The organism is Rhizobacter terrae (assembly GCF_003852895.1).
GTDB lineage: Bacteria > Pseudomonadota > Gammaproteobacteria > Burkholderiales > Burkholderiaceae_C > Albitalea > Albitalea terrae.
This window is the reverse complement of sequence record NZ_QUSW01000002.1, coordinates 99813-124929: the sequence shown is the minus strand read 5'-3', so window position 1 is coordinate 124929 and position 25117 is coordinate 99813. Positions and strand designations below refer to the sequence as shown.

The 25117-nt window shown below is 66.4% G+C and carries 24 protein-coding genes; 7 read left to right on the top strand and 17 right to left on the bottom strand.

Annotation, left to right across the window (positions count from 1 at the left end; genetic code table 11):
• Window positions 1-73 precede the first annotated feature (73 nt).
• Genes DZC73_RS07635 through pgeF form a run of 3 tightly spaced genes read left to right on the top strand, consistent with a single transcriptional unit; the run spans window position 74 to window position 2163 of the window.
• Window positions 74-781: a fumarylacetoacetate hydrolase family protein gene (locus DZC73_RS07635; protein ID WP_124539648.1), complete on the top strand. Its 708-nt coding sequence runs from the start codon at window positions 74-76 to the stop codon at window positions 779-781.
• A 4-nt stretch (window positions 782-785) separates the two neighbouring features.
• On the top strand, window positions 786-1430 hold the full coding sequence (gene maiA, locus DZC73_RS07630; protein WP_124539647.1) for a maleylacetoacetate isomerase: 645 nt from the start codon (window positions 786-788) through the stop codon (window positions 1428-1430).
• Window positions 1420-2163: a peptidoglycan editing factor PgeF gene (gene pgeF, locus DZC73_RS07625; RefSeq protein ID WP_124539646.1), complete on the top strand. Its 744-nt coding sequence runs from the start codon at window positions 1420-1422 to the stop codon at window positions 2161-2163. The genes maiA and pgeF overlap by 11 nt, the downstream gene beginning before the upstream one ends.
• Here pgeF and DZC73_RS07620 read toward each other — a convergent pair.
• Complete coding sequence (locus tag DZC73_RS07620) at window positions 2160-2420, bottom strand: hypothetical protein (RefSeq protein ID WP_198414801.1); 261 nt, start codon at window positions 2418-2420, stop codon at window positions 2160-2162. The two genes, pgeF and DZC73_RS07620, sit on opposite strands and share 4 nt — an antisense overlap.
• 299 nt (window positions 2421-2719) lie before the next feature.
• On the opposite strand from DZC73_RS07620, the gene phaC reads away from it, so the two are divergent.
• The 3 genes from phaC to phbB all read left to right on the top strand — a co-directional run bounded on the left by phaC (window position 2720) and on the right by phbB (window position 6429).
• Window positions 2720-4351, top strand: a complete 1632-nt coding sequence (phaC, locus tag DZC73_RS07615; RefSeq protein ID WP_124540349.1) for a class I poly(R)-hydroxyalkanoic acid synthase — start codon at window positions 2720-2722, stop codon at window positions 4349-4351.
• Window positions 4352-4389: 38 nt separating this feature from the next.
• Window positions 4390-5568 carry an acetyl-CoA C-acetyltransferase gene (locus DZC73_RS07610; RefSeq protein WP_124539645.1) on the top strand — a complete coding sequence of 393 codons (1179 nt, stop codon included), beginning with the start codon at window positions 4390-4392 and terminating at the stop codon, window positions 5566-5568.
• Window positions 5569-5691: 123 nt separating this feature from the next.
• Complete coding sequence (gene phbB / locus DZC73_RS07605) at window positions 5692-6429, top strand: acetoacetyl-CoA reductase (RefSeq protein ID WP_124539644.1); 738 nt, start codon at window positions 5692-5694, stop codon at window positions 6427-6429.
• A gap of 624 nt (window positions 6430-7053) precedes the next feature.
• Here phbB and DZC73_RS07600 read toward each other — a convergent pair.
• From DZC73_RS07600 to DZC73_RS07560, 9 genes are all read right to left on the bottom strand, one after another.
• Complete coding sequence (locus tag DZC73_RS07600) at window positions 7054-7506, bottom strand: hypothetical protein (protein WP_124539643.1); 453 nt, start codon at window positions 7504-7506, stop codon at window positions 7054-7056.
• A 2-nt stretch (window positions 7507-7508) separates the two neighbouring features.
• The gene (locus DZC73_RS07595) at window positions 7509-9014 is read right to left on the bottom strand and encodes a TRAP transporter large permease (protein ID WP_124539642.1); all 1506 of its coding nucleotides are present in this window, start codon (window positions 9012-9014) and stop codon (window positions 7509-7511) included.
• Window positions 9011-9550 (bottom strand): TRAP transporter small permease subunit, encoded by a 540-nt coding sequence (locus DZC73_RS07590; RefSeq protein WP_124539641.1) that lies wholly within the window; start codon window positions 9548-9550, stop codon window positions 9011-9013. The genes DZC73_RS07595 and DZC73_RS07590 overlap by 4 nt, the downstream gene beginning before the upstream one ends.
• 308 nt (window positions 9551-9858) lie before the next feature.
• Window positions 9859-10515 carry a response regulator transcription factor gene (locus DZC73_RS07585; protein ID WP_124539640.1) on the bottom strand — a complete coding sequence of 219 codons (657 nt, stop codon included), beginning with the start codon at window positions 10513-10515 and terminating at the stop codon, window positions 9859-9861.
• A gap of 31 nt (window positions 10516-10546) precedes the next feature.
• Window positions 10547-11917: a cache domain-containing protein gene (locus tag DZC73_RS07580; RefSeq protein ID WP_124539639.1), complete on the bottom strand. Its 1371-nt coding sequence runs from the start codon at window positions 11915-11917 to the stop codon at window positions 10547-10549.
• A gap of 26 nt (window positions 11918-11943) precedes the next feature.
• The gene (locus DZC73_RS07575) at window positions 11944-12288 is read right to left on the bottom strand and encodes a TIGR01244 family sulfur transferase (protein ID WP_124539638.1); all 345 of its coding nucleotides are present in this window, start codon (window positions 12286-12288) and stop codon (window positions 11944-11946) included.
• Window positions 12289-12302: 14 nt separating this feature from the next.
• Window positions 12303-12749, bottom strand: a complete 447-nt coding sequence (locus tag DZC73_RS07570; protein WP_124539637.1) for a GatB/YqeY domain-containing protein — start codon at window positions 12747-12749, stop codon at window positions 12303-12305.
• Between the two features lie 77 nt (window positions 12750-12826).
• On the bottom strand, window positions 12827-13039 hold the full coding sequence (rpsU, locus tag DZC73_RS07565; protein ID WP_124539636.1) for a 30S ribosomal protein S21: 213 nt from the start codon (window positions 13037-13039) through the stop codon (window positions 12827-12829).
• Window positions 13040-13232: 193 nt separating this feature from the next.
• Window positions 13233-14426: a BaiN/RdsA family NAD(P)/FAD-dependent oxidoreductase gene (locus tag DZC73_RS07560; protein WP_124539635.1), complete on the bottom strand. Its 1194-nt coding sequence runs from the start codon at window positions 14424-14426 to the stop codon at window positions 13233-13235.
• A 56-nt stretch (window positions 14427-14482) separates the two neighbouring features.
• Between DZC73_RS07560 and DZC73_RS07555 the strand changes: the two genes are divergently transcribed.
• Window positions 14483-15640: an MFS transporter gene (locus DZC73_RS07555; RefSeq protein ID WP_235835033.1), complete on the top strand. Its 1158-nt coding sequence runs from the start codon at window positions 14483-14485 to the stop codon at window positions 15638-15640.
• Between the two features lie 4 nt (window positions 15641-15644).
• On the opposite strand, the gene DZC73_RS07550 is transcribed toward DZC73_RS07555, so the two are convergent.
• The 7 genes from DZC73_RS07550 to nirB all read right to left on the bottom strand — a co-directional run bounded on the left by DZC73_RS07550 (window position 15645) and on the right by nirB (window position 25036).
• Entirely contained in the window at window positions 15645-16775 is a 1131-nt protein-coding gene (locus DZC73_RS07550) for a sterol desaturase family protein (protein ID WP_124539634.1), read from the bottom strand.
• Window positions 16776-16826: 51 nt separating this feature from the next.
• The gene (cobA, locus tag DZC73_RS07545; protein WP_124539633.1) at window positions 16827-17618 is read right to left on the bottom strand and encodes a uroporphyrinogen-III C-methyltransferase; all 792 of its coding nucleotides are present in this window, start codon (window positions 17616-17618) and stop codon (window positions 16827-16829) included.
• Window positions 17615-18568 carry a DNA-binding protein YbiB gene (gene ybiB, locus DZC73_RS07540; RefSeq protein ID WP_124539632.1) on the bottom strand — a complete coding sequence of 318 codons (954 nt, stop codon included), beginning with the start codon at window positions 18566-18568 and terminating at the stop codon, window positions 17615-17617. The genes cobA and ybiB overlap by 4 nt, the downstream gene beginning before the upstream one ends.
• Before the next feature lie 66 nt (window positions 18569-18634).
• Window positions 18635-21454 (bottom strand): nitrate reductase, encoded by a 2820-nt coding sequence (locus DZC73_RS07535; RefSeq protein ID WP_124539631.1) that lies wholly within the window; start codon window positions 21452-21454, stop codon window positions 18635-18637.
• A complete protein-coding gene (nirD, locus tag DZC73_RS07530) occupies window positions 21454-21810 on the bottom strand; it encodes a nitrite reductase small subunit NirD (RefSeq protein ID WP_124539630.1) in 357 nt (118 codons plus the stop codon). Before nirD ends, DZC73_RS07535 begins: the two co-directional genes overlap by 1 nt.
• A gap of 8 nt (window positions 21811-21818) precedes the next feature.
• Window positions 21819-22604, bottom strand: coding sequence for a type IV pili methyl-accepting chemotaxis transducer N-terminal domain-containing protein (locus tag DZC73_RS07525; protein WP_124539629.1), 786 nt, complete (start codon window positions 22602-22604; stop codon window positions 21819-21821).
• Window positions 22601-25036: a nitrite reductase large subunit NirB gene (nirB, locus tag DZC73_RS07520; RefSeq protein ID WP_124539628.1), complete on the bottom strand. Its 2436-nt coding sequence runs from the start codon at window positions 25034-25036 to the stop codon at window positions 22601-22603. The genes DZC73_RS07525 and nirB overlap by 4 nt, the downstream gene beginning before the upstream one ends.
• Window positions 25037-25117 lie beyond the last annotated feature (81 nt).

The following is a 25117-nucleotide window of genomic DNA, read 5'->3' as shown; positions in this document are numbered from 1 at the left end:
TTGCCGGCCCTGGCTGGAAGAGTTTGTCGACGCGTCGTGGCATCATCGCGCGAGCACCGCGAAGGACTTTCCCATGGCATATGTCATTCCCGCCCCCCGTGTCGCCACTGTGCCCGTCAAGGGCGGCGCCACCGGCGACCAGTTCCCTGTCCACCGCATCTACTGCGTGGGGCGCAACTACGTGGAGCACGCCATCGAGATGGGCCATACCGGCCGCGAGGCGCCGTTCTTCTTCATGAAGCCCGCGGACGCGGTGCTGCCTGCCATCGAAGGCGAGGTGGCGGCCATGCGCTACCCGAGCCTCACCCAAAGCCTGCACCACGAGGTGGAGCTGGTGGTGGCCATCGGCAAGGGCGGGCGCAACATTCCGGCCGCATCGGCCATGGACCACGTGTGGGGTTATGCGGTCGGGCTGGACATGACCCGCCGCGACCTGCAGAACGACATGAAGAAGCAGGGCCGGCCCTGGTGCATCGGCAAGGGCTTCGACGAAGCCGCACCCATCGGGCCGGTGGTGCCCGCCCAGCAGGCCAAGGTGGGGCCCGAGACGCGCATCGAGCTCAAGGTGAACGGCGAGGTTCGGCAGACCAGCAGCATCGGCAAGCTGATCTGGAGCATTCCGGAAATCATCGAGCAGCTCTCGGCCGCCTGGGAGCTGGCGCCGGGCGACCTCATCTTCACCGGCACGCCCGAAGGCGTGGCCGCCGTGGTGTCGGGCGACACGCTGGAGGCCAGCGTGGAGGGCGTGGGGTCGCTGTCGGTGAAGATCGTCCAGGGCTGAGGCCATGGCGCTCACGCTCTACAACTACTTCCGTTCCTCGGCGTCGTACCGGGTGCGCATCGCGCTGGCGCTCAAGGGCTTGAGCTATGAATACGTGCCCGTGCACCTGCTGAAGAACGAGCAGCTCAAGCCGCCGTTCTCGGAGATGACGCCGGCCAAGCTCGTGCCCTTGCTGCAAGACGGCGACCACGTGCTCTCGCAGTCCCTGGCGATCATCGAGTACCTGGAGGAGACGCATCCGCAGCCACCGCTGCTGCCGGCCGCACCGGCGGAGCGGGCACGGGTGCGGGCCCTGGCGCTGGACATCGCCTGCGAGATTCATCCCATCGACAACCTGCGGGTGCTGCGCTACCTCGTGCACGAGATGAAGGTGAGCGAGGACGACAAGAACCGCTGGTACCGGCATTGGGTGGAGACGGGGCTGGACACGCTGGAGCAGCAGCTCGCCAAGAGCCCGCAGACCGGCCGCTTCTGCCACGGCGACACGCCGACGCTGGCCGACACGGTGCTGGTGCCGCAGATCTTCAACGCGCAACGCATGGATTGCCGGCTCGACCACGTGCCGACCGTGATGCGCATCCACCAGGAATGCATGGCGCTGGACGCCTTCAAGAGCACCCAGCCGTCGGCCTGCCCCGATGCATCCTGACTGGCTCATCCCCGACTGGCACGCGCGAGGTGTCGGCGCGGTGATGACCACGCGCCGCGGCGGCTTCAGCGCGGAGCCTTTCGACAGCATGAACCTGCGGCAGGGCATCGGCGACAACGAGAAGTCCGTGCAGAGCAACCTGCGCCTGCTGGCCGAGGCGGTGGGACGCACGCCCGTCTACCTGAATCAGGTGCATGGCGCCAAGGTGGTGCGGCTGACGGCCATGGATGCGGTGCCGGGTGCGATTGTTCGCGAGGCCGATGCGAGCGTGACCACAGAGCGCGGAATCGCCTGCGCGGTCCAGGTGGCGGATTGCCTGCCGGTGCTGTTTGCCGCGCCCGGGGCGGTGGGGGCGGCCCATGCCGGCTGGCGCGGGCTGGCCAGTGGGGTGGTGGAGGCGACCCTGCAGGCAGTGTGCGAGGCCGCGGGCTGCCAGCCGGCCCAGGTCCACACCTGGCTGGGGGCGTGCATCGGGCCGAAAAGCTTCGAGGTCGGTGCGGACGTGCTGCAGGCCTTCGGGGCCAATCCGTCGGCGCCCACCACGTACTTCAAGCCTCATGCGCCAGGCAAGTGGCTGGCCGACCTGCCGGGACTGGCGCGTGCCCGCTTGGAGCAGGCCGGGGCAGGCGTCGAAGGTGGCCGCTGGGACACCTTCCTGGAAGCGAACCGCTTCTTCTCGTTCCGCCGGGACAAGACCACGGGGCGCATGGCCGCCCTGGTCTGGCTGACCTAGCGCTGTTCGGTGTCACCGACTGCCGGCGCCTCTGCCGGCGGCTCCTGCTCGCCCGTCTTCGCCTCTTCTTCCTCCCTGGCACGCCTCATGCGTCTGCGGTGCGGTGTTCGCAGCAGGTACATGACGATCGACAGCGGCAGCGCTCCATAGAGCAAGAAGGTGAAGAAGGCCCCGAGGAGCGTTCCCTGCGGGCTGGTCGCCTCGGCCACGGCCATCATCAGCACCACGTATATCCATGCGATTGCTACGAGATACATGCCGAATTATGAAAATTGAATCTACAATATGAAAATTGTTCGGCGGTTTTCGCGCATGCTCCCGAGGTGGCCTTCTTGAGATGGGTCATCATGAGGTCAGCGAACCGGCGTACAAAGGTGAATCACATCACATTCGGACCGATCCAACCGAAGCGAGGAGACGAGTGAGCAGCAAAGCACCGGCGGCACGAACCGCCAAGGCAGGTCCCGGCAAGGCCGCCACGTCCACCCCCCCGTTCCCCAATGCCGACGAGACCGCCCGCGCCTTCGGCTCCACGGTCGGTGAAGTCTTGAAGTCCATGCAGGGCCTGAGCCTGCCGCTGCCGGCGCTGAGCCAGGTCCAGACCGAATACATCCAGCAGGCCACCGCACTGTGGAACCAGTCGCTCCAGCGCCTGCAGGCCGCCAACAACGGTGATGGCAAGGCCGCTCCCAAGGCGCCCATCGGCGACCGCCGTTTCGCTGCCAACGAGTGGGTCGACAACCCCGCCGCCGCCTACATGGCACAGATGTACCTGCTGAACGCCCGCACGCTGATGCAGATGGCCGAGCAGGTCGAAGGCGATGCGAAGACGAAGCAGCGCATCCGCTTCGCCGTGCAGCAATGGATCGAGGCGGCGTCGCCCAGCAACTACCTGGCGCTGAACCCCGAGGCGCAGCGCAAGGCGCTCGAAACCAAGGGCGAGAGCATTGCCCAGGGCCTGCAGCACCTGCTCAAGGACATCCAGCAAGGGCATGTGTCGCAGACCGACGAAAGCGTGTTCGAGGTGGGCCGCAACGTGGCCACCACCGAGGGCTCGGTGGTGTTCGAGAACGAGCTGTTCCAGCTCATCGAATACAAGCCGCTGACGCCCAAGGTACACGAGGTGCCGATGCTCTTCGTGCCGCCATGCATCAACAAGTTCTACATCCTCGACCTGCAGCCGGAGAACTCCTTCATCCGCTACACGGTGGAGCAGGGGCATCGCCTGTTCGTGGTGAGCTGGCGCAATGCCGACGAGTCCATGAGCAAGCTGGGCTGGGACGACTACATCGAGGAAGGCGCCATCCGCGCCGTCCGCACGGTGCAGGAGATCACTGGCAGCGAGACGATGAACACGCTGGGCTTCTGCATCGGCGGCACGGTCCTTGCGACGGCTCTGGCCGTGCTGGCTGCCCGCGGCGAGAAGCCGGCGGCCAGCGTGACGCTGCTCACCACCTTCCTCGACTTCGAAGACACCGGCGTGCTGGATCTCTTCATCGACGAGGCCGCGGTGCAGATGCGCGAGATGACCATCGGCCCGAACAGCCCGGCCGAAGGCGGGCTGCTCAAGGGCAGCGAGCTCGCATCCACCTTCAGCTTCCTTCGGCCCAACGACCTGGTGTGGAACTACGTCGTGGGCAACTACCTGAAGGGCGAGACGCCGCCACCGTTCGACCTGCTCTACTGGAACAGCGACAGCACCAACCTGCCGGGGCCGATGTTCTGCTGGTACCTGCGCAACACCTACCTCGAGAACAACCTGAAGGAACCCGGCAAGGCAGTGGTCTGCGGCGAGAAGCTGGACCTGGGCCTGGTCGATGTACCGGCCTACATCTACGCCTCGAAGGAAGACCACATCGTTCCCTGGGATGCGGCCTACCGCAATGCCCACGTGCTCTCGGGCAAGAAGCGCTTCGTGCTGGGCGCCTCGGGGCACATCGCAGGCGTGATCAACCCGCCGGCCAAGAAGAAGCGCAGCCACTGGATCGGCTCGAGCGCCGCGTTGCCGGCCAAGGCCGATGCCTGGTTCGACAAGGCCGGCGAGCACGCAGGCAGCTGGTGGCCGGACTGGTCGCAGTGGCTCCAGGCAACGTCCGGCAAGTTGGTGGCCGCGCCCAAGGCGCCGGGCAACCGCACCCACAAACCCATCGAACCCGCTCCTGGGCGCTACGTCAAGCAGAAGGCCTGACCGCCCGTCCCACGTTTCACATCCATCGGAGATTTGCCATGACTGACATCGTGATCGTTGCTGCCGCCCGTACTGCCGTTGGCAAATTCGGAGGCACGCTGGCCAAGACGCCCGCGTCGGAGCTGGGCGCTGCCGTGATCGGCGACCTGCTCAAGCGCGCCAAGCTGAGCGGCGATCAGATCAATGAAGTGATCCTGGGCCAGGTGCTCACGGCCGGCGTCGGCCAGAACCCGGCCCGCCAGGCCGTGATCAAGGCTGGCCTGCCGCACGGCGTGCCCGCGATGACCATCAACAAGGTCTGCGGCTCCGGCCTGAAGGCCGTGATGCTGGCCGCGCAGGCCATCCGTGACGGCGACTCCGAGATCATCATCGCCGGCGGCCAGGAAAGCATGAGCATGTCACCGCACGTGCTGCCCAACTCGCGCGACGGCCAGCGCATGGGCGACTGGAAGCTCGTGGACACGATGATCACGGACGGCCTGTGGGACGTCTACAACCAGTACCACATGGGCATCACCGCCGAGAACGTGGCCAAGAAGTACGAGATCGGCCGCGAGGCGCAGGACGCGCTCGCGCTGGCTTCGCAGCAAAAGGCCGCTGCCGCGCAGGATGCCGGCAAGTTCAACGATGAGATCGTGCCCTTCAGCATTGCGCAGAAGAAGGGCGACCCGGTCGTCTTCGACAAGGATGAGTTCATCAACCGCAAGACCAACGCCGAAGCGCTGGCCGGCCTGCGCCCTGCCTTCGACAAGGCCGGCTCGGTGACGGCGGGCAATGCCTCCGGCCTGAACGACGGCGCCGCCGGTCTGGTGGTGATGACCGCCAAGAAGGCCGACCAGCTGGGCCTCACGCCGCTGGCGCGCATCGCCAGCTACGCCTCCGCGGGCCTGGACCCGGCCTACATGGGCATGGGCCCGGTGCCGGCTTCCAAGCGCGCTCTGGAGCGCGCCGGCTGGAAGGCGGCCGACCTTGACCTGCTCGAGATCAACGAAGCCTTCGCTGCCCAGGCCTGCGCGGTGCACAAGGAAATGGGCTGGGACACGAGCAAGGTGAACGTCAACGGCGGTGCCATTGCCATTGGTCACCCCATCGGCGCGTCCGGTGCGCGCATCCTCGTCACCTTGCTGCATGAGATGAAGCGCCGCAATGCCAAGAAGGGCATTGCCTCGCTGTGCATCGGCGGCGGCATGGGCGTTGCGTTGACCGTCGAGCGGTAACACAAGGCCACGAAACCTCGGGGGAACCCGATTGACCCGCGTGCTTCGGGCGCCCACGCTTGAGGCACGCGGTACGGACACGACAACCAGCACAGAGAACCAGCAGGAAAGAAGGAGCAGAGAATGACCCAGAAAGTGGCATACGTGACAGGCGGCATGGGCGGCATCGGTACCTCGATGTGCCAGCGCCTGCACAAGGACGGATTCAAGGTGATCGCCGGCTGTGGACCGAGCCGCGATTTCGACAAATGGCTGGGTGAGCAGAAGGCCCTGGGCTACACCTTCTACGCATCGGTGGGCAATGTGGGCGACTGGGATTCGACCGTCGCTGCCTTCCAGAAGGCCAAGGGCGAACACGGCCCGATCGACGTGCTCGTGAACAACGCCGGCATCACGCGTGACGGCATGTTCCGCAAGATGAGCCGCGCCGACTGGGACGCGGTGATCGAGACCAACCTCACGAGCCTGTTCAATGTGACCAAGCAGGTCATCGACGACATGCTGGAGCGTGGCTGGGGCCGCATCATCAACATCAGCTCGGTGAACGGTGAGAAGGGCCAGTTCGGCCAGACCAACTATTCGGCCGCCAAGGCCGGCATGCACGGCTTCACGATGGCACTGGCCCAGGAAGTGGCCAACAAGGGCGTGACGGTGAACACCGTGAGCCCGGGCTACATCGCCACCGACATGGTCAAGTCCATCCGCCAGGACGTGCTGGACAAGATCGTGGCCGGCATCCCGGTGAAGCGCCTGGGCACGCCCGAAGACATCGCGTCGATCGTGGCGTGGGTGGCTTCGGATGAGTCGGGCTTTGCCACGGGTGCGGACTTCTCGGTGAACGGTGGTCTGCACATGGGGTGAGGCGGATTGCTTCGCTTGACGGAAGGCCCGGCTTTGCCGGGCTTTTTGTTTTTCGGAGATCGGGGTGGGGTCGCGACAGGCGGCATGGGCCAGGGGCTGCGGCTGTGGCGGTCGGCCTGCGGCCGACTGCGCTGTGCTGCTCGCACCGAGGGGTGCACGGGGAAACTCCCGCCGCGCCCCTGCGGTGCGCTCTGGTCAAACAGTCCCCGTGAGTCAGAAGACGAAGCGCGCTGCGCGCGCCACCCCTCGGTGCTGCGCTGCTCGCCGCCACAGACGCAGCCCCTGGCCCATGCCGCCTCCCGCTCAAGGGAGGTTGGGCTGGCTCGACGAGAAAACCCAAAGCCGCAACAGCAAAGGCGTGGGTGGGCTGGCTGGGGCGCGCATCAGGAAGCGGCGAGGAGCGCAGGGCTTGTGGTCGCGCGCGCAGCGCGCTTCGTCTTCATGCTCGGCGAGACTGTTTGAGCGTAAGGCACCGCAGGGGCCTGAAGCGAGTTTCTCGCCGGACCACAAGCCCGAGCACCGCAGCGGAGTCGGCCAACGGCCGACCGCTTCCGCCGCGCGCCCCAGCCAGCCCACCCACGCCTTTGCCCCACCGAACAGAACGCGAAAAAAGCAAGCCGTCAATCAAGACGGCAAAGGAGCCTGTCCCAATGAAAGCCGGGCAAACGCAGCCAGCACCATCGGATCAGCCGTGTGGAACACCGTGGAGCCTGGCCGCCGCGTCTTGACGATCAATCGAGGCGCGATCAACCAAGCCAGGCCCGGGATGTAGATCAGCTTCACCTGCGTGATGTCCGCGATCGCCACCCGCTTGTTGGTGATCCAGCTTTGCTCGATGTGCGTCGCATCGATGCGTGTGCGGCTGCGCAGGATGGCCACGAAGCACACCACGATGAATGCGAAGGCGAGGAGGATGAACAGCATCACTCCCCAGGTGCTGCGCTTATCGATGAAGGCCGGCAGCGCCTTCGCGCCGTAGACGACCAGGCCTGCCATCAGCGCGCTCGCCACCAGCTTCACACCGTTGGTGAAGGCCGGCCCCTCGAAAGAGGCCGGTGTTTCAACAGAAGACTGCACGCTTACTTCGCGCCGCTGGCCGGTGCGTCACCAGGCTTGGGCTTGAACAGGTCGTCCAAGTTCTGGTTGTTCTTGTCGTCGTTGTAGCTCTTGTCGGTGGGCGCGTCGATCTTCACCTTGTCCAGGTCGATGGCGACTTCCTTGTCGAGGAAGATGGTCACGCTCTGGGGCACGAAGATCACGATCACCACCAGGATGAGCTGCATGATCACCCAGGGTATCGCGCCCAGGTAGATGTCGCTGGACAGCACCTTCTTGGGCAGCGCGCCGGCCTTGAACAGCGTGTCGGAGATGCCGCGCAGGTAGAACAGCGCGAAGCCGAACGGCGGGTGCATGAAGCTGGTCTGCATGTTCACGCACAGCAGCACGCCGAACCACACCATGTTGATCCCGAGCTTCTGCGCGACCGGGCCCAGCATCGGCAGGATGATGAACGCGATCTCGAAGAAGTCCAGGAAGAAGGCGAGGAAGAAGACGAAGATGTTGACGACGATGAGGAAGCCGATCTGGCCGCCCGGCAGCGACGACAGCATGTGCTCGATCCACTTCGCGCCGTCCACGCCCTGGAACACCAGCGAGAACACCCGCGAGCCGATCAGGATGAACACCACCATCGCGGTGATGCGCATCGTGCCGGTCATGGCTTCCTTGATGAGCTCCCAGTTGAGGCGCTTGTGCATGCCGGCCAGGACGAAGGCACCCACCGCACCCATGGCACCCGCTTCCGTCGGCGTGCAGATGGCGGTGTCGATGCCCGGCAGGCCGCCCATGCTGCCCAGCACGGCGAAGATCAGCACGGCCGAGGGGATGATGCCGCGCAGGCACTTGCCCCACAGGGCCAGGCCGCTCATGGTGCGCGCTTCCCTGGGCACGCCGGGCACATGCTCGGGCTTCACCACGCCGACCGCGAAGGTGTAGACCGCAAAGATCAGCACCTGCAGGATGGACGGGCCCCAGGCACCCTTGTACATCGCGCCCACCGACTGGCCGAGCTGGTCGGCCAGCACCACCAGCACCAGTGACGGCGGCACCAGCTGCGTGATCGTGCCGGAGGCCGCGAGCACGCCGGTGGCGTAGCGCATGTTGTAGTTGTAGCGCATCATCACCGGCAGCGAGATCATCGCCATCGCGATCACCTGGCCGGCCACGGTGCCGGTGATCGCGCCGAGGATGAAGCCCACGATGATCACCGAGTAGCCCAGGCCGCCGCGCACCGGACCGAACAGCTGACCCATGGAGTCGAGCATGTCCTCGGCCAGGCCGCACTTCTCGAGGATGGAGCCCATCAGCGTGAAGAACGGAATCGCCAGCAGCAGGTCGTTGGACAGGATGCCGAACACGTTCAGCGGCAGCGCCTGCATGAACTCGGGCTGGAACCATCCCATGTGGATGGCGATGAATGCGCACAGCAGGCCCAGCGCCGACAGCGAGAACGCCACCGGGAACCCGATCAGCATGATCAGGATGAGGCCCCCGAACATCATCGGGGCGAATTGCTCCATCGTCATTGCAGCGGCCTCTCGTAATGGATGTCCATGTCGTACTTGTTCTGCAGCCAGCCGATGCGCTTGAAGATCTCGCCGATGCCCTGCAGCAGCACCAGGGTGAAGCCCAGGGGCAGCATCAGCATCGCCGGCCAGCGGATGAGGCCACCCGCGTTGTTGGACATCTCGCCCGTCTGGTACATCTTGAGGAACAGCGGAAACGAGAAATAGATCATGGCGCACATGACGGGCACCAGGAAGAAGATGAGCCCGAACAGGTCCACGTAGACCTGGCGCTTGCCGCCCAGGCGTCCGTAGAACACGTCCACCCGCACGTGCTCATTGACCCGAAGCACCTGGGACGCGCCGAGCATCACGCAGGCGGCGAACAGGTACCACTGGATCTCGAGGAAAGAGTTGGAGCTCATCGAGAGCAGGTAGCGCACGACAGCGTTGGTGGCGCTGATGAAGCACGACAGCATCACGGCCCATTTGGCGATCGCGCCGAACTTGTCGTTCACGGCATCGATGAAGCGGGCGTAGGCAAGCAGGGCGTTCATGAGTGGAACTTCCTCGTTGCGAAAACTCGCGCGGCGCAGGGCCGCAGGACATGGCACATGGATGGGCCTCGGGGTCACAAGGGTGCCGGCTTGAGGTCGGCCATACGGGCCCGGGACTCAAGGTCGGCGGATTGTAAGGAGCCGAATGCAGCGATCAGAAGGGGCCTTACCCTCGGAAAGCACGCCCGGCGCACGGACTCGAGATCATGAAATCTCTAGGATGAATTGAACCCTGTCCCCGGCCTGACGGGCAACGGGTCTTTCAGCTACGTGGTACTACGCGGCCGGTGGTTCGCTTCCGGGACAGTTCATGCCGATGGGGAAACGCCGATGTCCCGGCAATGCTCCACCGCGTACTTGATGAGCTCGGCCTGTCCGTCGAGGTTGAGCTTGCGCTTGATGTTCTGCCGATGGGACTCCACCGTGCGCACGCTGAGGTTCAGCTCCACCGCGATCTGCTTGCTGGAGCGTCCCTTCGCGAGGCAGGCGAGGATCTCGCTCTCGCGCAGCGACATCACCGGCCGCGGCGTCTGCGAGCGGAACAGCCGGCCCGAGACGGCCGAGCTGAGGAAGGTGCCGCCGGCCATGACCTCGGCGATGGCGTCGATGATGTCGCTGGCCGGTGCGTCCTTGAGCACGTAGCCGCGTGCGCCGGCCTGCATGGCCCGGTTCACGTACTCGGGGTTGTCGTACATGGACAGCACCAGCACCAGCAGGTCCGGCCGTTCGGCCAGCAGCTGTCGCGTGAGGTCGATGCCGTTGACGTCCTTCATGCCCACGTCCATCAGCACGAGGTCGGGCTGGGTCGCGGCGACCTGCTCGGCCGCCTCCTGCGCATCGCCAGCCTCGCCCACCACCTCCAGCGAAGGCAGGGTCGACAGCCGGGCCTTCAGCCCTTCGCGCACGAGCGGGTGGTCGTCGACAAGCAGCAGTCGAGTAGGGCGGGGGGCGTCTGTGTTGTTCATGGCTCGGACTCGTTGGAATGCGCGGGCGACATCATGCCGCTTCCTTCAATGCGAACTGGCGCAGCGATGCCGCCGGCACCTCAGCCACGAGCTGTGTCATGCCCGGCCGCGACTGGATGCTGAAGCTGCCGCCGATGGACACCAGCCGTTCGCGCATGTTGCGCAGGCCGATGCCGCGCTTGGGATCGAGCTGCACGGCGTCGACCTTGAAGCCCTGTCCATCGTCCATCACGCGCAGCCGCACGCCGCTCTTGCCGAAGGCCAGCCACACGGAGATGCTCGTGGCGGCCGCGTGCTTCTCGATGTTGGTCAGTGCCTCTTGCGTGACGCGGAAGAGCACGGTCTTGACCTCCTCGGGCAGGTGGCTCACATCGCCGCGGATGCGCACGCTCGATGCGATGCCGCTGCTCTCGCCGAACTCTTCGCCCAGGTGCTGCAAGGCGGCGGGCAGGCCCAGCACGTCCAGCTCCGCGGGCCGCAGGCGGTGCGAAATGTTGCGCACCTCGCCGAGCGCTGCCTTCAGCCGGTCCAGTGCCTTGTGCAGTGCAGGCGGTGCAGCCTCGCCCATGCGCGCGATGGCGGATTCCATCAGCAGCTTGATCGACACCAGCGTCTGGCTCGTGCTGTCGTGCAGCTCGCGTGAGAGGTGGGCACGCTCATCCTCCTGCGACTGCACCACCTGGCGTGCCAGCAGCCGCAGCTTGGCGTCGGCGATGCGCTGCTCGCTCACGTTCAGTGCCAGGCCGCCCGCGCCGATCAGCACCACGCCCAGCACGGCGATGGCGGCGATCCACCACATCGTGGCGGCGATGTTGGCGTTGACCTGGCGGTCGAGCTGGTCCATGGTGGCCTGCACGTCGTCCAGGTACACGCCCGTGCCCAGCATCCAGTTCCAGCGCGGCAGGGTGATCACATAGCTCATCTTGGGCGTGATCTCGCGGGTGGAGGGCTTCTCCCACATGTACCGCACCGTGCCGCCGCCTTCGTGCCCCTTGGCGATCAGCTTCTGGATCACCGGGAAGCCGTTCACGTCGCGCAGGTTCCACAGGTCCTTGCCCTCCAGCTCGGGCTGGCGTGGATGCATGATGACCCGGCCGGCCACGTCGTAGAGGAAGAAGTATCCGTCGGTGCCGTAGTCGAGCTTGGACAGCAGGCGCACCGCCTCGGCCTTGGTGGCGTCGTCGTCGCGGCGCGAGTCGTACAGGGGCTGCACCGTGCTCTGGGCGAGCGCGATGTAGTGGCTGAGCTCGGCCTCTTTGGCCGCCAGGGTGGAAGCCTCCACCAGCGCCCGCTCGCGCCGGGCCAGGTCCATGGTCTGGTGGCCCACCGCCAGCGCGATGAGCACCAGCGCACCCACGAAGGGGATGACCGCGAGCAGGAAGACCTTGAGTTTGAGGCGCATGGTCGGTCAATCCCTGCGCTGAGCCTTCAGGCCCCGGTGGCTGCCCGGAAGAGCTTGCCCGAGCGCGTGCCGGTGCGGCAGAACGCGAGGATGGGGTGGGGCAGCGTGGCCAGCAACTCGCCGAAGCGGGCGATCTCCTCCGGGCTCTGGAAGCCCGGCGCCACCGGCAGGAAGGCGTACACGAGGCCGGCTGCCTCGGCCGCGGCTTCCATCTGCGCGCTGGTGGGCTGGTCGGCACCTCCCTCGAAATCGGGGCGGTTGTTGATGATGCTCTTGAAGCCGGCGTCGGCCACGGCCTTCATGGCGTCGGGCGTGAGCTGCGGCGCGACGCAGACGTCGGGGCTCATCTGCTGGACCTGGATCGTGCTCATGTGGGACGCGCTCCTTACTTCGACAGGGCCTGCTTCACCGCGGCCGACACCAAGCCCATCTCGGCCTTGCCGGCCAGGCGGGTCTTCACCGCGCCCATCACCTTGCCCATGTCGCCCGGGCCCGTGGCACCCAGCTCGGCGACGATCTTCGCCACCTCGGCAGTCACCTCCTCGGCGCTCAGGCGCTTGGGCAGGTAGCCCTCCAGCACGTGCAACTCGGCGGTTTCCTTGTCCACGAGGTCGGTGCGGCCGGCGGTGCCGAACTGGGCGATCGAATCTTTGCGCTGTTTGATCAGCTTGTCGATGATCGAGACCACTGCAGCGTCGTCCAGCGTGATGCGTTCATCGACTTCCTTCTGCTTGAGCGCGGCCAGCAGTCCGCGGATGGTGAGCAGCCGGGCCGAATCCTTGGCCTTCATGGCGGCCTTCATATCTTCGGTGATCTGGTCTTTGAGGCTCATGGGGATTCCTTGTGTGTGACGTGCGGATGTGAAAAAGCCCGCGTGGTGCGGGCTTTTTAGCAGACTGCCGGGGCGGATCAGTACAGGCGCTTGGGCAGCTGCATGCTGCGGATGCGCTTGAAGTGACGCTTCACGGCGGCCGCCTTCTTGCGCTTGCGCTCGGCGGTGGGCTTCTCGTAGAACTCGCGGGCACGCAGATCGGTCAGCAGGCCGAGTTTTTCGATGGTGCGCTTGAAGCGGCGCAGTGCCACATCGAACGGCTCGTTTTCTTTGACGCGAATCGTAGTCATGTATCCAATGAATCCTAAGAAGTTGCGCTCGGTGTCAGGTGCGATTGGTCCGTCAGGAGGGTCCGGATTCCTGGCGGGATCAGCTTTCGGCTTTGCCTTTTCGGCTCACCTGATCGCGGCACGGGGTTGCTAGCAAAGACCAAGATTATAGCCCGCGATTTCACGGCCCGCAACGCCCGGTTAGTGGCTGCTCTCAAGCACCCGGGAGGGCCTGGGCGCAGGCGGCGGCGCTGGCCCAGGCCCACTGGAAGTTGTAACCGCCCAGCCAGCCGGTCACGTCGACCACTTCGCCGATGAAGTACAGCCCCGCTGTTTTCTGGCTTTCCAGGGTCTGAGAGCTCAGCTCGCGGGTGTCCACTCCGCCAGCGGTGACCTCCGCCTTCTTGTAGCCCTCGGTGCCAGACGGCGTCAATTCCCAGCGCTGGAGTCCGGTGGCCAGGGCTTGAAGGTCGCGGTCGCGCAGTTCGGGCATGGGCTTTTCGGCCAGGTCCGGCTTGCCGGCGAGCCAGGTCTGGGCAAGGCGGCGGGGGAGGATCTCGGCCAGTTCGTTGCCCAGCTTGCGTTTGGACGCGTTCTTGGCCGCAGCCAGGTCGGCTTGCAGGTCCTGCGCGGGGGCCAGGTCCAGGCGAATCGGCGTGCCCGGCGACCAGAAGCTGGAAATCTGCAGGATGGCCGGCCCGCTCAGGCCGCGGTGGGTGAACAGCAGGTCTTCCAGGAATTCGCCCTTGGACTTGCCCTCGCCCGTGGTGACGCGGGCTTCGAGCGACAGGCCGGACAAGTCGACGAAGGGCGCCCACTGGCCGGCATCGAACGTCAACGGCACGAGGGCCGGGCGGGTGTCGATCAGCTTGTGCCCGAACTGCTTGGCGATGCGGTAGCCGAAGTCGGTCGCGCCGATCTTCGGGATCGACAGCCCACCGGTGGCAATCACCACGCTGCGGGCACGCACCATGCCGCGGCTGGTGTCCAGCACGAAGCCGTCGCTGATGGCGTTGACCGAGCACGGCTGCCATCGAGCGACGCCGCCAGCCTCGCACTCGCGCAGCAGCATCTGGATGATCTCGTCGCTGCTCTCGTCGCAGAAGAGCTGGCCCTTGTGCTTCTCGTGGAAGGGGATGCGGTGCCGCTGCACGAGGCCGATGAAGTCCTGCGGCGTGTAGCGCGCCAGCGCCGAACGGCAGAAGTGCGGGTTGGCCGAGAGGAAGTTGGCCGGTCCGGCGTCGCGGTTGGTGAAGTTGCATCGCCCGCCGCCGGAGATGCGGATCTTTTCCGCCACCTTCTCGGCATGGTCGATCAACAACACCCGCAGCCCACGCTGGCCGGCCATGCCGGCACAGAACAGGCCGGCCGCGCCGGCGCCGATGACGACGGCATCGAAGGTGTGCATGCGGGAATTATCGGTGGCCCCGGCGGCGCGGCGACCTCGCCGCGACAATGCGCGCCATGTCCTCCGTCACGATGTCGTCCCACTCGCCCCGCACGCTCACGAATGCCTCCTGGGCCTTGCGCGCGCAGTTCTTCGTCACCGGTGCGATGTTCGCGACATCGGGCGTGCACGTGCCCACCGTGAAGGCGCACTATGGCCTGGGCGAGCAGGCGCTGGCCATGGCGATGCTGGCGGCCGGCGTGGGCAGCATCACGGTGCTGACGCAGGCAGGGCGCATCATCGGCCGGCATGGGCCGCGGTCCATCTCGTTCGTGATGGGCAGCGTGTGCGCGCTGTGCATCGCCTCGCTGATCCATTTCAGCAGCTACGTGGGGCTGCTGGCGCTCATGCTGGTGTACGGCGTCAGCGCGAGCCTGTTCGACGTGTCCATCAATGCCGAGGCCAGCGAGATCGAGCGGCTGTCCGGCCGTGCGCTCATGAGCGGCTTCCACGCGATGTTCAGCCTGGGCGGCATGGTGGGTGCGGGCGTGGGGTCGGCCCTGCCTTCGCTGGGTGTGACGCCTCAGCAGCACCTGCTGGGCGCTGCCCTGGTCTGCGGCGGCATTGCGCTGGCGGGCTCCACGGCCATGCTGCGCATGGAAGGGCCGCCGGCGGAGAAGGCGCCGCTCAGCCTGCCCCGCGGCCCGCTGGCGCTCATCGGGCTGCTCGCCTCGCTGGGCATGATCGGCGAGGGCGCGATGTACGACTGGAGCGTGCTCTATACCAAGCAGGAAGTGCATGCCGATGCCGGCATGGCGGCACTGGCCTATGCCAGTTTCAGCGGTGCGATGGCGGCGGGGCGCTTCGCTGGCGACTGGGTGCGCTCGCACCTGAGCGGTGTGAGCCTGCTGCGCCTGAGCGGCGCGTTGGGCGCCGTCGGCATGCTGCTGGCCTTGCTGGTGCCGTCGCCGTGGACGGCCCTCATCGGCTTCGCGCTGGTGGGCATCGGCTTCGCCAACGTCGTGCCGGTGCTCTTCAGCGCAGCGGCCAAGGTGCCGGGCGTATCGCCGGCCCACGGCATCGCTGCCGTCTCCAGCGTGGGCTACCTCGGAATGATGGCCGGTCCACCGATGATCGGCGTGATCGCCGAGGCCAGTTCGCTCACGGCCGGCCTCTTCGTGGTGGTGGTCTTCGCGGCAATGTTCGCGGTGTTCGCGAAGCGGGCGCTGCCGTGAAGCTTCAACCCTTCCACACGAACGGGAACTTCACCTGCTTCCAGAAGCCGTTGGGCACGTAGTCGCCCACCACGCCGTACTGGTTGGGCCACTTGCGGTCGGCCTGCACCGCGGTGCCGAAGAGGTGGTCCAGGAAGGCGAAGTGCGCCGCGTAGTTCTTGTCGATGGCCTCGTCGTCCTGCGAGTGGTGCCAGTGGTGGAAGTTGGGCGTGACGATGAGGTAGCGCAGGGGCCCGAGCCGCACGCTCACGTTGGCGTGGTTGAACACCGCCTGGAAGCCCACGATCACGATGTACGTGTCGATCACTTCCTTGCTGAAGCCCAGCACGTAGATGGGCGCGAGCACCAGCGTGCGGGTGATGAGCAGCTCCAGGATGTGCTGGCGTGAGCCGGCCAGCCAGTCCATGCTCTTCACGCTGTGGTGCACGGCATGCAGCCGCCACAGCGTGGGCACCTCGTGGTAGGCGCGATGCGTCCAGTACTGCACCAGGTCGGCCACCAGCACGATGAGGAACAGCGCCACGAAGAACGGCAGGTTCTGCACCCAGCCCTGGATGCCGTCCTTGGCCGCCCAGCCGAAGAGTTTGTGCACCAGCAGGTTGGTGGCCAGCAGGATGAAGCCCACCACCATGTGGTTGACGATGAAGTGGTGGAAGTCGGTCTGCCATTCGGCGCGGAACACCGGCTGGTCACGGCGCAGGGCGAAGAGCTTCTCGATGAAGATGAAGATCAGGGTCGAGCCCAGCAGGTCAAGGATGAACCAGTCCAGGCCGATGTAGGGCGTGCCGTCGCGGAAGTCGTTCACCGGCACCTTGTGGCCGCCCAGCGCGAGCGTGAGGCCGATGAGCACGAAGGCGGCAAAAGCCAGCCAGCGCGCGCGAGAGAAGATGATGTTGAACAGTGCCAGTGCGCCGGCGATGACCAGCGACCAGAACATGATCACGCGGATCACGTCCACGTTGTAGGCCTTGCGCAGCTGCGGCGTGGTGAGGTACTCGGGAAAGTGGAACGCGAGCACGCCCAGGAAGCACAGGATGGACAGCGACAGGGCGATCACGCCCGAAATGAAGCCGCTGCCCGGGCGCAGGGCGCCGTGCGACTCGGTGAGTTGGTTGAGCTTGTCGAGTTGTTTCATGCCGGCCTCCCCGCCGCATCGTGGACACGGCCGGCATTATCAGTGCGTCAGCTACGCGGCGATGCCCTGGATCATCCCCAATTCGGGGGCCTGGTTCATGCAGTTTGTCGCACGCAGCACATCGCCGATCACGATGATGGCCGGGCTGCCGATGTTTTCGCGGCGGACCATGCCGGCCAGGTCGGCGAGCGTGGTTTGCACGTGCCGTTGCTTGGGCAGGCTCGCATGCTGGATGACGCCGGCCGGCGTCGACGCAGCCAGCCCCTGCAGCAGTCCGTCCTGCAGGCTCTCGATGGTCGAGATGCCCATGTAGATCACGAGCGTGATGCCTTGCGCCGCGGCCGCAGCCAGCGTGGGCCAGTGCAGCGATTCCTCGCCGGCCTTCGCATGTCCGGTGACGAACATCACGCCATGCGCATGGTTGCGGTGGGTTAGCGGCACGCCGATCGACGTTGCCGCGGCCAGCCCCGAGGTGATGCCGTTGACGACCTCCACCTCGATGCCTTGCTCGCGCAGATGCTGGGCCTCCTCGCCGCCGCGCCCGAACACGAACGGGTCGCCGCCCTTGAGGCGCACCACGCGCTCGCCCTTGAGCGCCTCGGCGGCCATCAGCTTCTCGATGAAGGCCTGCGGCGTGCTCGCGCATCCGCCGCGCTTGCCCACGTACACCACACGCGCCGACTTGCGCGCGAAGCGCATCACGCCGTCGCCCACCAGGTCGTCCACCATCAGCACCGTGGCCGAGCGGATGGCCTTGATGGCCTTCAGCGTGAGCAGGTCCGGGTCTCCGGGGCCTGCACCCACCAGCATCACCTTGGGCGTGGACGACTCTGACGACTTCATGCACTCAACTCCGACGAGACCGCTTGGGCCGATGCATCCAGCACGCGCCGGATGCATTCGGCCTGATGCAAGAGTGGTGCCGGGGCGGGCTTCTCGCCGCTGATGACCGACTGGATGTAGACCGCCGTCGTGGCCGCGTCGATGGCGCGCGGCAGCACGGGCAACTCGGTGAGCACGCCTTCCTGCGCTGACAGCGACAGGTCCGGCCGATGCACGCCCTGCACGAACACCTCCAGCTTGGGCAGCCGGCGAGGATCGGCCACCGGTTCGCCCTCGGTGCCGCGCATCAGCATCGCCGTCGAGCGCGAATGCTGTAGGAACTGCGTGAGCGACACGGCGTATTCGGGATGGGTGTAGTTGCACACCCGCAGCGCCGCGCCGCCGCGCGTGGGGTCGATGAGCTTGGCCACCGTGTGCCCCGGGTTGCGCAGGCCGATCACCCAGCGCGCGTCCAGCAGCCTTGCCAGGGGCGGGCACAAGTGCTCGGTGGTGATGAACACCGGCTCGCGCCGTGCCCAGGCATGGTGGATGTCGCCCGCGTCCTGGGCGATGGGCAGGCCCAGGTCGTGAAAGATTTCCGCGGAAGTCACGCGCCCCGGGTCGCGCGACGGCCCGTGCACCAGAACGGGGATGCCTTCTTGCGCCAGCAGCAGCGCCAGCAAGGCGGTGAGGTTGGGCAGCTTGCGCGCACCGTTGTACGAGGGCAGCACCACCATGGGCCGCGACGGCTTCAGCGGGTGGCAGCGTTCCTGCACGGCGTCGAGGAAGCCCGAGAGCTCCTCGGTCGATTCGCCCTTGATGCGCATGGCGATCGCGAACGCACCGATTTCCAGATCGGTGACGCGTCCGTCGAGCACCTGGCTCATGAGGTCGTAGGCTTGTGCCTGGCTGAGCGAGCGGGCGCCTTCCTTGCCGCGCCCGATTTCCTTGATGTATGCGGCGATGGTCATGCTGTCTCCCTGCATGAGGCCGAGGCAAGTTTCAGGCCGGTTCCGGCTCGATGCGAGAAGACCATCCTACGCGGCCAGCGCGGGTGCGTTCGTCGAGCGGATGACGCGCTGGATTTCCGGTACGCAAGAGCCGCAGTTGGTGCCGCACTTGAGCGTGTCCTTGAGCTGCTGCAGGCGTGCGTCGGGCGAGCCGCTGCACCTGGGCAGTTCGTTCTCGATCTGCGTGAGGCTCACGTTGAAGCAGGTGCAGACCTGCTTGCCCTTGGACGCCACCGCCACCGGCGGCTTGGAGCCCGGCACCAGCAACTGGCGGCCGTAGCTCTGCGCGGGCAGGGCATCCTGCAGCACGGTGCGGATCCAAGCCTCGGCCGAGGTGTCGCCCGCAAGCAGGAAGCCTTCGAGAAAGGCGTTGCCCTGCGCGGTCTCCAGACGCATGCTGCGCCGTTGCCCGCGGCGCTTGTCCACGTAGTGCAGCACGGTCTTGGCGCCGAGGCCCAGCACGCCTTCGAGCTTTTCCAGCAGTTCCTGCGGCGGCGCCTCGTAGGCGGCGGCGCGGAACAGCATGCCCGTGCGGTCGCGGCCGAAGGGCACGCAAGCCGCGAACGGGAAGGCGGCCATCAGCTCGCGCAATTGCTCGCGCGCGCGCAGCGCCTGGTCATCGGGCAGCCAGGCCATGGCCAGCAGCTTCCACGGCATCTCGGCCTTGAGGATCTTCACCGCTGCATGCTTGAGTTCGGGCTGCTTGGATCGCGGGCAGTAGGCTGGCGTGGTCAGCGCATTCACCCCGGCGAGGCGCTCGCCGGTGCTGCTGGAGCCGGAGATGAATTCCTCGCCCCAGTGCATGGCGATAAAGCTCTGTGCGGGCTGCACCTGTGTGCTGGCCTGCACCGGCAGCACGAGGCTGCCGCGGCGTGAGGTGACATGCACCAGGTCGCCATCGGCGAGCTTCATGCGCGCCATGTCCTGCTCGTTCATCTCGATGGCGGGCTCGGGCACATGGCCGAAGAGCCGGCCCAGCGTGCCGGTGCGGCTCATGCCGTGCCACTGGTCGCGCAAGCGGCCGGTGTTCAGCGAGAAGGGGTAGCGGGCATCGCGCGGCTCGGCCAGCGGTTCGTTCGGCGTGTCAGCGAAGCGGGCGCGGCCGTCGGCCGTCGGGAAGATGCCGTCTTCGTACAGGCGCACCTTGCCTTGCGTCTCGCCATCACGGTACGGCCATTGGGCCGGCGTGGCATCGAGCTTTGCATAGCTCAGGCCGGTGATGTCGAGATCGCGCCCACGGGTGGACTCGCGGTGCTCGTTCCAGACCTGCTCGGGCGTGTCGTAGGGGAAGAGCGGCGGCAGTCCGGGGCGCAGCCTCGCTTCCAGCCGCTGTGCGAAATCGGTGGCGATCAGCCAGTCATGCCGCGCCTGGCCCGCGGCCTGCACGGCCGGCCGCACGCGGCTGATGCGTCGCTCGCTGTTGGTGACCGTGCCGTCCTTCTCGCCCCAGGTGGTGGCCGGCAGCAGCAGGTCGGCGTAGTCGCAGGTGGCGGTGGTGGCGAAGGCTTCCTGCACCACCACGAACTCCGCACGCTCCAGCGCGCGGCGCACCGTGGCCTGGTCGGGCATGGACTGGGCAGGGTTCGTGCAGGCGATCCACAGCGCCTTGATCTCGCCGTCGGCCGCCGCTTCGAACATCTCCACCGCCGTCTTGCCGGGCAGGGCGGGCACGTCGGGCACGCCCCACAGCGCGGCCACTTCGGCGCGGTGGTCGGGGTTGGACATGTCGCGGTGCGCGCTTAGCAGGTTCGCCAGGCCGCCGACTTCGCGGCCACCCATGGCATTGGGTTGGCCGGTCAGCGAGAACGGGCCGGCGCCCGGCTTGCCGATCTGCCCCGTGGCCAGGTGCAGGTTGATGAGCGCGGCGTTCTTCATCGTGCCGCTGCTGCTCTGGTTCAAGCCCTGGCAGTACAGCGACAGCGTGGAACGGCGCGGCTTGCCGCTGTGCTGAGGCTGCACGCCCGCGAACCAGCGCGCGGCCTGCAGCAGGGCGTCTTCGGAGATGCCGCACAGCTTGGCGACTTCCTTGGGCGCGTAGTCGCGCACGCGGTCGCGCAGCACCTCGAAGCCGTTGGTGTGCTCGGCGATGTAGGCGTGGTCGGTCAACCCTTCCCACAGCATCACGTGCAGCATGCCGTTGAACAGCGCCACGTCGGTGCCCGGCAGGATGGGCAGGTAAAGATCCGCGACGTCGGCCGTTTCCGTGCGGCGCGGGTCGGCCACGATGATCTTCATGCGCGGATTCGCGCGCCGCGCATCCTCGATGCGGCGGAACAGGATGGGGTGCGCGTACGCCGTGTTCGATCCGGTGATGAACAGCGTGTCGGCGAACTGCAGGTCGTCGTAGCAGGCAGGCGGCGCGTCCGCGCCCAGCGTCAGCTTGTAGCCAGCCACCGCGCTGCTCATGCACAGGCGCGAGTTGGTGTCGACGTTGTTGGTGCCGATGAGTCCCTTGGCCAGCTTGTTGAAGACGTAGTAGTCCTCGGTGAGCAGTTGGCCGGAGATGTAGAAGCCCACGGCATCGGGGCCGTGCTGGGTGATGACGCGGTGGAACTGGTCTGCTGCCAGGCCCATGGCCTCAGTCCAGTCGATGGCCGTGGGTGCCTCGCCGCGCACCATGCGCCGCTGCGGCTGCAACAGCCGCGACTGCAAGGTGATGGGCTGCGCCGCCGTGTGGTGCAGTGTGCTGCCCTTGGTGCACAGCCGGCCGAAGTTGGCCGGGTGGTCCGGGTCGCCGCGCACGCCGGTGATCTGCGTGCCTTGCGACTCGATAATCACGCCGCAACCCACCCCGCAATAGGGGCAGGTGGACTTTGTTTCGGTGACGGCAGCGGACACGGTGGTCATCAGGCGGCTTGTGCGGTCTCGTCCAGCGCGAGGCTGTTCAGTTCCTCGATGTCCAGGAACACGCGGCCAGCCTCGACGTTCACCTTGAACTTCGTGGTGCAGCCCTCGTCAGGCGACTTGGCGCAGCCGTCGTCCAGGCCGATGGTCCAGTTGTGGAGCGGGCAGGCCACGCTTTCACCGAAGACGATGCCCTGGCTCAGCGGGCCGCCCTTGTGCGGGCAGCGGTCCAGCAGGGCGAAGACCTTGTCCTCGCTGTTGCGGAACACGGCCACCGCGCAGCCTTTGTCGCGTGCGATGCGGCGCGCGCCCAGCACGGGGATCTCGGTGACGGCGCAGATGTCTTTCCAGTTGCTCATGGTTGGGCTCAGCTCAATTTCGAATACATGCCGGTCACGCGGTCCATCACCTGAAGGATGCGTTCGCTGGCGGTGAAGACTTCGCTCATCGCGCGCTTGTCGTTGCCGCCCGGCCTGAGGTTGCGCAAGGCGGAGTCGAAGAAGGCCCATTGCTGCTCGGCCAACCCGAGTTCGCCCTTGATGCTGGTGGTGGCTTCCGGTGCGTTCTTCAGCAATTCGTGGGCCACGACGAACTCGTCGCGGGCCTTGTTCATCTCGGTGGTGCAGGCATTGACCTGCACGCCCCAGCAGGCGCTGAGGTAGTGCGCGGCCATGCGCTGGCTGAGCATGCGCTGGCGCCCCGAGATGTTCACGAGCTTGCCCACGGGCCGCGACGAGACCTTCTCCAGCTGCCCGGTGCCGTCGTTGGCCAGCTTGAGCACCTTGCCCGACAAGGCCATGACCGGTTCGGCCTTGACCTTGCCCGGCTTCTCGCCGACCAGCAGCGTCTTGTACTCGTCCCAGGCCGTCTCCAGCTCCAGGTAGGTGGTCTTGATGTTGGCGTTGGGCGCGTACACCTTCAGCTCCACCAACTGCCGGTCGAACAAGGCCATGGACGCGCTGAGCGTGCGCTCGGCGAGGTCGGGCTCGACCCCTTGGCCGAGTGCCAGGAAGCTCTTGGCCATGCGCTGGCTCAGCATGCGCTGGCGGCCGGCCTTGTTGATGGCGTCGTTGAGGTCCGACACCTGGGCGCGCGCGGCCATCGGCGCGAGCATGGCCGCACCGGTTACTGCGAGCATCTCGCGTCGATTCATGCCGTGGCCACCGGAACGAACTGGCGGGTGTCCACCTCGGCCTTGGCAAACTCGAACCAGGGATCGGGCTCGCCGTCCAGCGCGAACTGCAGGCGTTCCCACAGCGCCTTGCGGCCGGCGTGGTCGTCCAGGATCTTCTTCTTCACGACGTCCAGGCCCACGCGGCTCACGTAGTGGCAGGTGCGCTCCAGGTACCAGCCTTCCTCGCGGTACAGCTGCAAGAAGGCGCCGCTGTACTCCAGCACTTCCTCGGCCGTCTTGAGCTTGCAGAAGAAGTGGGCGACTTCCGTCTTGATGCCGCCGTTGCCGGCCACGTAGATCTCCCAGCCGGAGTCCACGCCGATCACGCCCACGTCCTTGATGCCGGCCTCGGCGCAGTTGCGCGGGCAGCCCGACACGGCGATCTTCACCTTGTGCGGGGCGTACATGCGCCACAGCGCGCGCTCCAGGTCCTTGCCCATCTGGGTGGAGTCCTGCGTGCCGAAGCGGCACCATTCGCTGCCCACGCAGGTCTTCACCGTGCGCAGGGCCTTCGCGTAGGCATGGCCCGAGGGCATGCCGATGTCCTTCCACACGTTGACCAGGTCTTCCTTCTTCACGCCCAGCAAGTCGATGCGCTGGCCACCGGTGACCTTCACCGTCGGGATCTTGTACTTGTCCACCGCATCGGCGATGCGGCGCAGCTCGTCGGCCGTGGTCTCGCCGCCCCACATGCGCGGGATCACCGAGTAGGTGCCGTCCTTCTGGATGTTGGCGTGGCTGCGCTCATTGATGAAGCGCGATTGCGGATCGTCCTTGGCCTCCTTGGGCCAGGTGCTGATGAGGTAGTAGTTGACGGCCGGCCGGCAGCTGGAGCAGCCGTTGGGCGTGCGCCAGCCCAGGCGCTGGTAGACGCCGGCGATGGTCAGCAGCTTCTCGTTGCGGATGGCGTCGCGCACGTCCTGGTGGCTCATGTCGGTGCAGCCGCACATGGCCTTCTTCGTGGGCGCCTTGGAGTAGTCGCCGCCGGCGGTGAACATCAGGAGCTGCTCGACCAGGCCGGTGCACGAGCCGCAGCTCGCGCTCGCTTTCGTGTGCTTGCGCACCTCGTCCAGCGTGAACAGGCCCTTCTCCTTGATGGCCTTGCAGATGCTGCCCTTGTTCACGCCGTTGCAGCCGCAGACCTCGTCGCTGTCGGCCATGGCCGCGGCCTTGTTGTGGCCCTCGTGCCCGGTGTCGCCGATGTTGGACTCGCCGAACATCAGCTTGTCGCGGATGTCGCCGATGGCGCGGCCTTCGCGCAGCAGCTTGAAGTAGTACGAGCCGTCGACCGTGTCGCCGTACAGGCAGGCGCCCACCAGCTTGTCGTCCTTGATGACAAGCTTCTTGTAGACCCCGCCGAAGGGGTCGCTCATCACGATTTCTTCCGTGCCTTCGCCGCCCATGAAGTCGCCGGCGGAGAAGAGGTCGATGCCCGTCACCTTCAGCTTGGTGGAGGTCTGCGAGCCGGTGTAGCGGCCGATGCCGAACTCGGCCAGGTGCGTGGCGCACACCTTGCCCTGCTCGAACAGCGGCGCGACCAGGCCGTAGGCGATGCCGCGGTGCGCGGCGCATTCACCCACCGAGTAGATGCGCGGATCCGTCACCGTCTGCATGGTGTCGGTGACGACAATGCCGCGGTTGCAGTGCAGGCCGATCTTCTCGGCCAGCTCAGTGTTGGGGCGGATGCCTGCAGCCATCACCACCAGGTCCGCCGGGATCTCGGTGCCGTCCTTGAACTGCACGGCCATCACGCGGCCGTCCTTGTCGCCGATGAGCGACTGCGTCTGCGCGCCGATCATGAACTTCAGGCCGCGGTCTTCCAGCGACTTGCGCAACAGGCCGCCGGCCACGTCGTCGAGCTGGCGCTCCATCAGCCAGGGCATGATGTGCACGACCGTGACCTGCATGCCGCGCAGCATCAGGCCGTTGGCCGCTTCCAGGCCCAGAAGGCCGCCGCCGATCACCACCGCATGCTTGTACTTCTTCGCGGCGTCGATCATCGTGTTCGTGTCGGCGATGTCGCGGTAGGCGATCACGCCGTCCAGCTCCTTGCCGGGCACGGGCAGGATGAAGGGGTTGGAGCCGGTGGCGATCAGCAGCCGGTCGTACTCGGCTTCGGTGCCGTCGTCGGCCTTCACGATGCGGTTGCGGCGGTCCACGCTCACGACCTTCTTGCCCAGCTTGAGGTCGATCTTGTTTTCCTCGTACCACGACAGCGGGTTCAGCACGATCTCGTCGAGCGTCTGTTCCCCCGCGAGCACCGGCGACAGCAGGATGCGGTTGTAGTTCGGATGCGGCTCCGCGCCGAACACGGTGATGTCGTAGAGATCGGGCGCGATCTTCAGGAGTTCTTCGAGGGTGCGCACGCCGGCCATGCCGTTGCCCACCATCACCAGCTTCATCTTTTTCATCAATCTCTCCTCAACCACGCAGGGCGAATTTCTCAGCAGGGAAATAGCAAGGCTGGTGCCAGTTCCGGTGCATTGCACCGA

What these genes read in the sequence shown, in the direction of transcription:
- DZC73_RS07635 (WP_124539648.1), top strand. Translation starts at nt 74, where the DNA reads ATGGCATATGTCATTCCCGCCCCCCGTGTCGCCACTGTGCCCGTCAAG.
- maiA (WP_124539647.1), top strand. Translation starts at nt 786, where the DNA reads ATGGCGCTCACGCTCTACAACTACTTCCGTTCCTCGGCGTCGTACCGG.
- pgeF (WP_124539646.1), top strand. Translation starts at nt 1,420, where the DNA reads ATGCATCCTGACTGGCTCATCCCCGACTGGCACGCGCGAGGTGTCGGC.
- DZC73_RS07620 (WP_198414801.1), bottom strand. Translation starts at nt 2,420, where the DNA reads ATGTATCTCGTAGCAATCGCATGGATATACGTGGTGCTGATGATGGCC.
- phaC (WP_124540349.1), top strand. Translation starts at nt 2,720, where the DNA reads ATGCAGGGCCTGAGCCTGCCGCTGCCGGCGCTGAGCCAGGTCCAGACC.
- DZC73_RS07610 (WP_124539645.1), top strand. Translation starts at nt 4,390, where the DNA reads ATGACTGACATCGTGATCGTTGCTGCCGCCCGTACTGCCGTTGGCAAA.
- phbB (WP_124539644.1), top strand. Translation starts at nt 5,692, where the DNA reads ATGACCCAGAAAGTGGCATACGTGACAGGCGGCATGGGCGGCATCGGT.
- DZC73_RS07595 (WP_124539642.1), bottom strand. Translation starts at nt 9,014, where the DNA reads ATGACGATGGAGCAATTCGCCCCGATGATGTTCGGGGGCCTCATCCTG.
- DZC73_RS07590 (WP_124539641.1), bottom strand. Translation starts at nt 9,550, where the DNA reads ATGAACGCCCTGCTTGCCTACGCCCGCTTCATCGATGCCGTGAACGAC.
- DZC73_RS07585 (WP_124539640.1), bottom strand. Translation starts at nt 10,515, where the DNA reads ATGAACAACACAGACGCCCCCCGCCCTACTCGACTGCTGCTTGTCGAC.
- DZC73_RS07580 (WP_124539639.1), bottom strand. Translation starts at nt 11,917, where the DNA reads ATGCGCCTCAAACTCAAGGTCTTCCTGCTCGCGGTCATCCCCTTCGTG.
- DZC73_RS07575 (WP_124539638.1), bottom strand. Translation starts at nt 12,288, where the DNA reads ATGAGCACGATCCAGGTCCAGCAGATGAGCCCCGACGTCTGCGTCGCG.
- DZC73_RS07570 (WP_124539637.1), bottom strand. Translation starts at nt 12,749, where the DNA reads ATGAGCCTCAAAGACCAGATCACCGAAGATATGAAGGCCGCCATGAAG.
- rpsU (WP_124539636.1), bottom strand. Translation starts at nt 13,039, where the DNA reads ATGACTACGATTCGCGTCAAAGAAAACGAGCCGTTCGATGTGGCACTG.
- DZC73_RS07560 (WP_124539635.1), bottom strand. Translation starts at nt 14,426, where the DNA reads ATGCACACCTTCGATGCCGTCGTCATCGGCGCCGGCGCGGCCGGCCTG.
- DZC73_RS07555 (WP_235835033.1), top strand. Translation starts at nt 14,483, where the DNA reads ATGTCCTCCGTCACGATGTCGTCCCACTCGCCCCGCACGCTCACGAAT.
- DZC73_RS07550 (WP_124539634.1), bottom strand. Translation starts at nt 16,775, where the DNA reads ATGAAACAACTCGACAAGCTCAACCAACTCACCGAGTCGCACGGCGCC.
- cobA (WP_124539633.1), bottom strand. Translation starts at nt 17,618, where the DNA reads ATGAAGTCGTCAGAGTCGTCCACGCCCAAGGTGATGCTGGTGGGTGCA.
- ybiB (WP_124539632.1), bottom strand. Translation starts at nt 18,568, where the DNA reads ATGACCATCGCCGCATACATCAAGGAAATCGGGCGCGGCAAGGAAGGC.
- DZC73_RS07535 (WP_124539631.1), bottom strand. Translation starts at nt 21,454, where the DNA reads ATGACCACCGTGTCCGCTGCCGTCACCGAAACAAAGTCCACCTGCCCC.
- nirD (WP_124539630.1), bottom strand. Translation starts at nt 21,810, where the DNA reads ATGAGCAACTGGAAAGACATCTGCGCCGTCACCGAGATCCCCGTGCTG.
- DZC73_RS07525 (WP_124539629.1), bottom strand. Translation starts at nt 22,604, where the DNA reads ATGAATCGACGCGAGATGCTCGCAGTAACCGGTGCGGCCATGCTCGCG.
- nirB (WP_124539628.1), bottom strand. Translation starts at nt 25,036, where the DNA reads ATGAAAAAGATGAAGCTGGTGATGGTGGGCAACGGCATGGCCGGCGTG.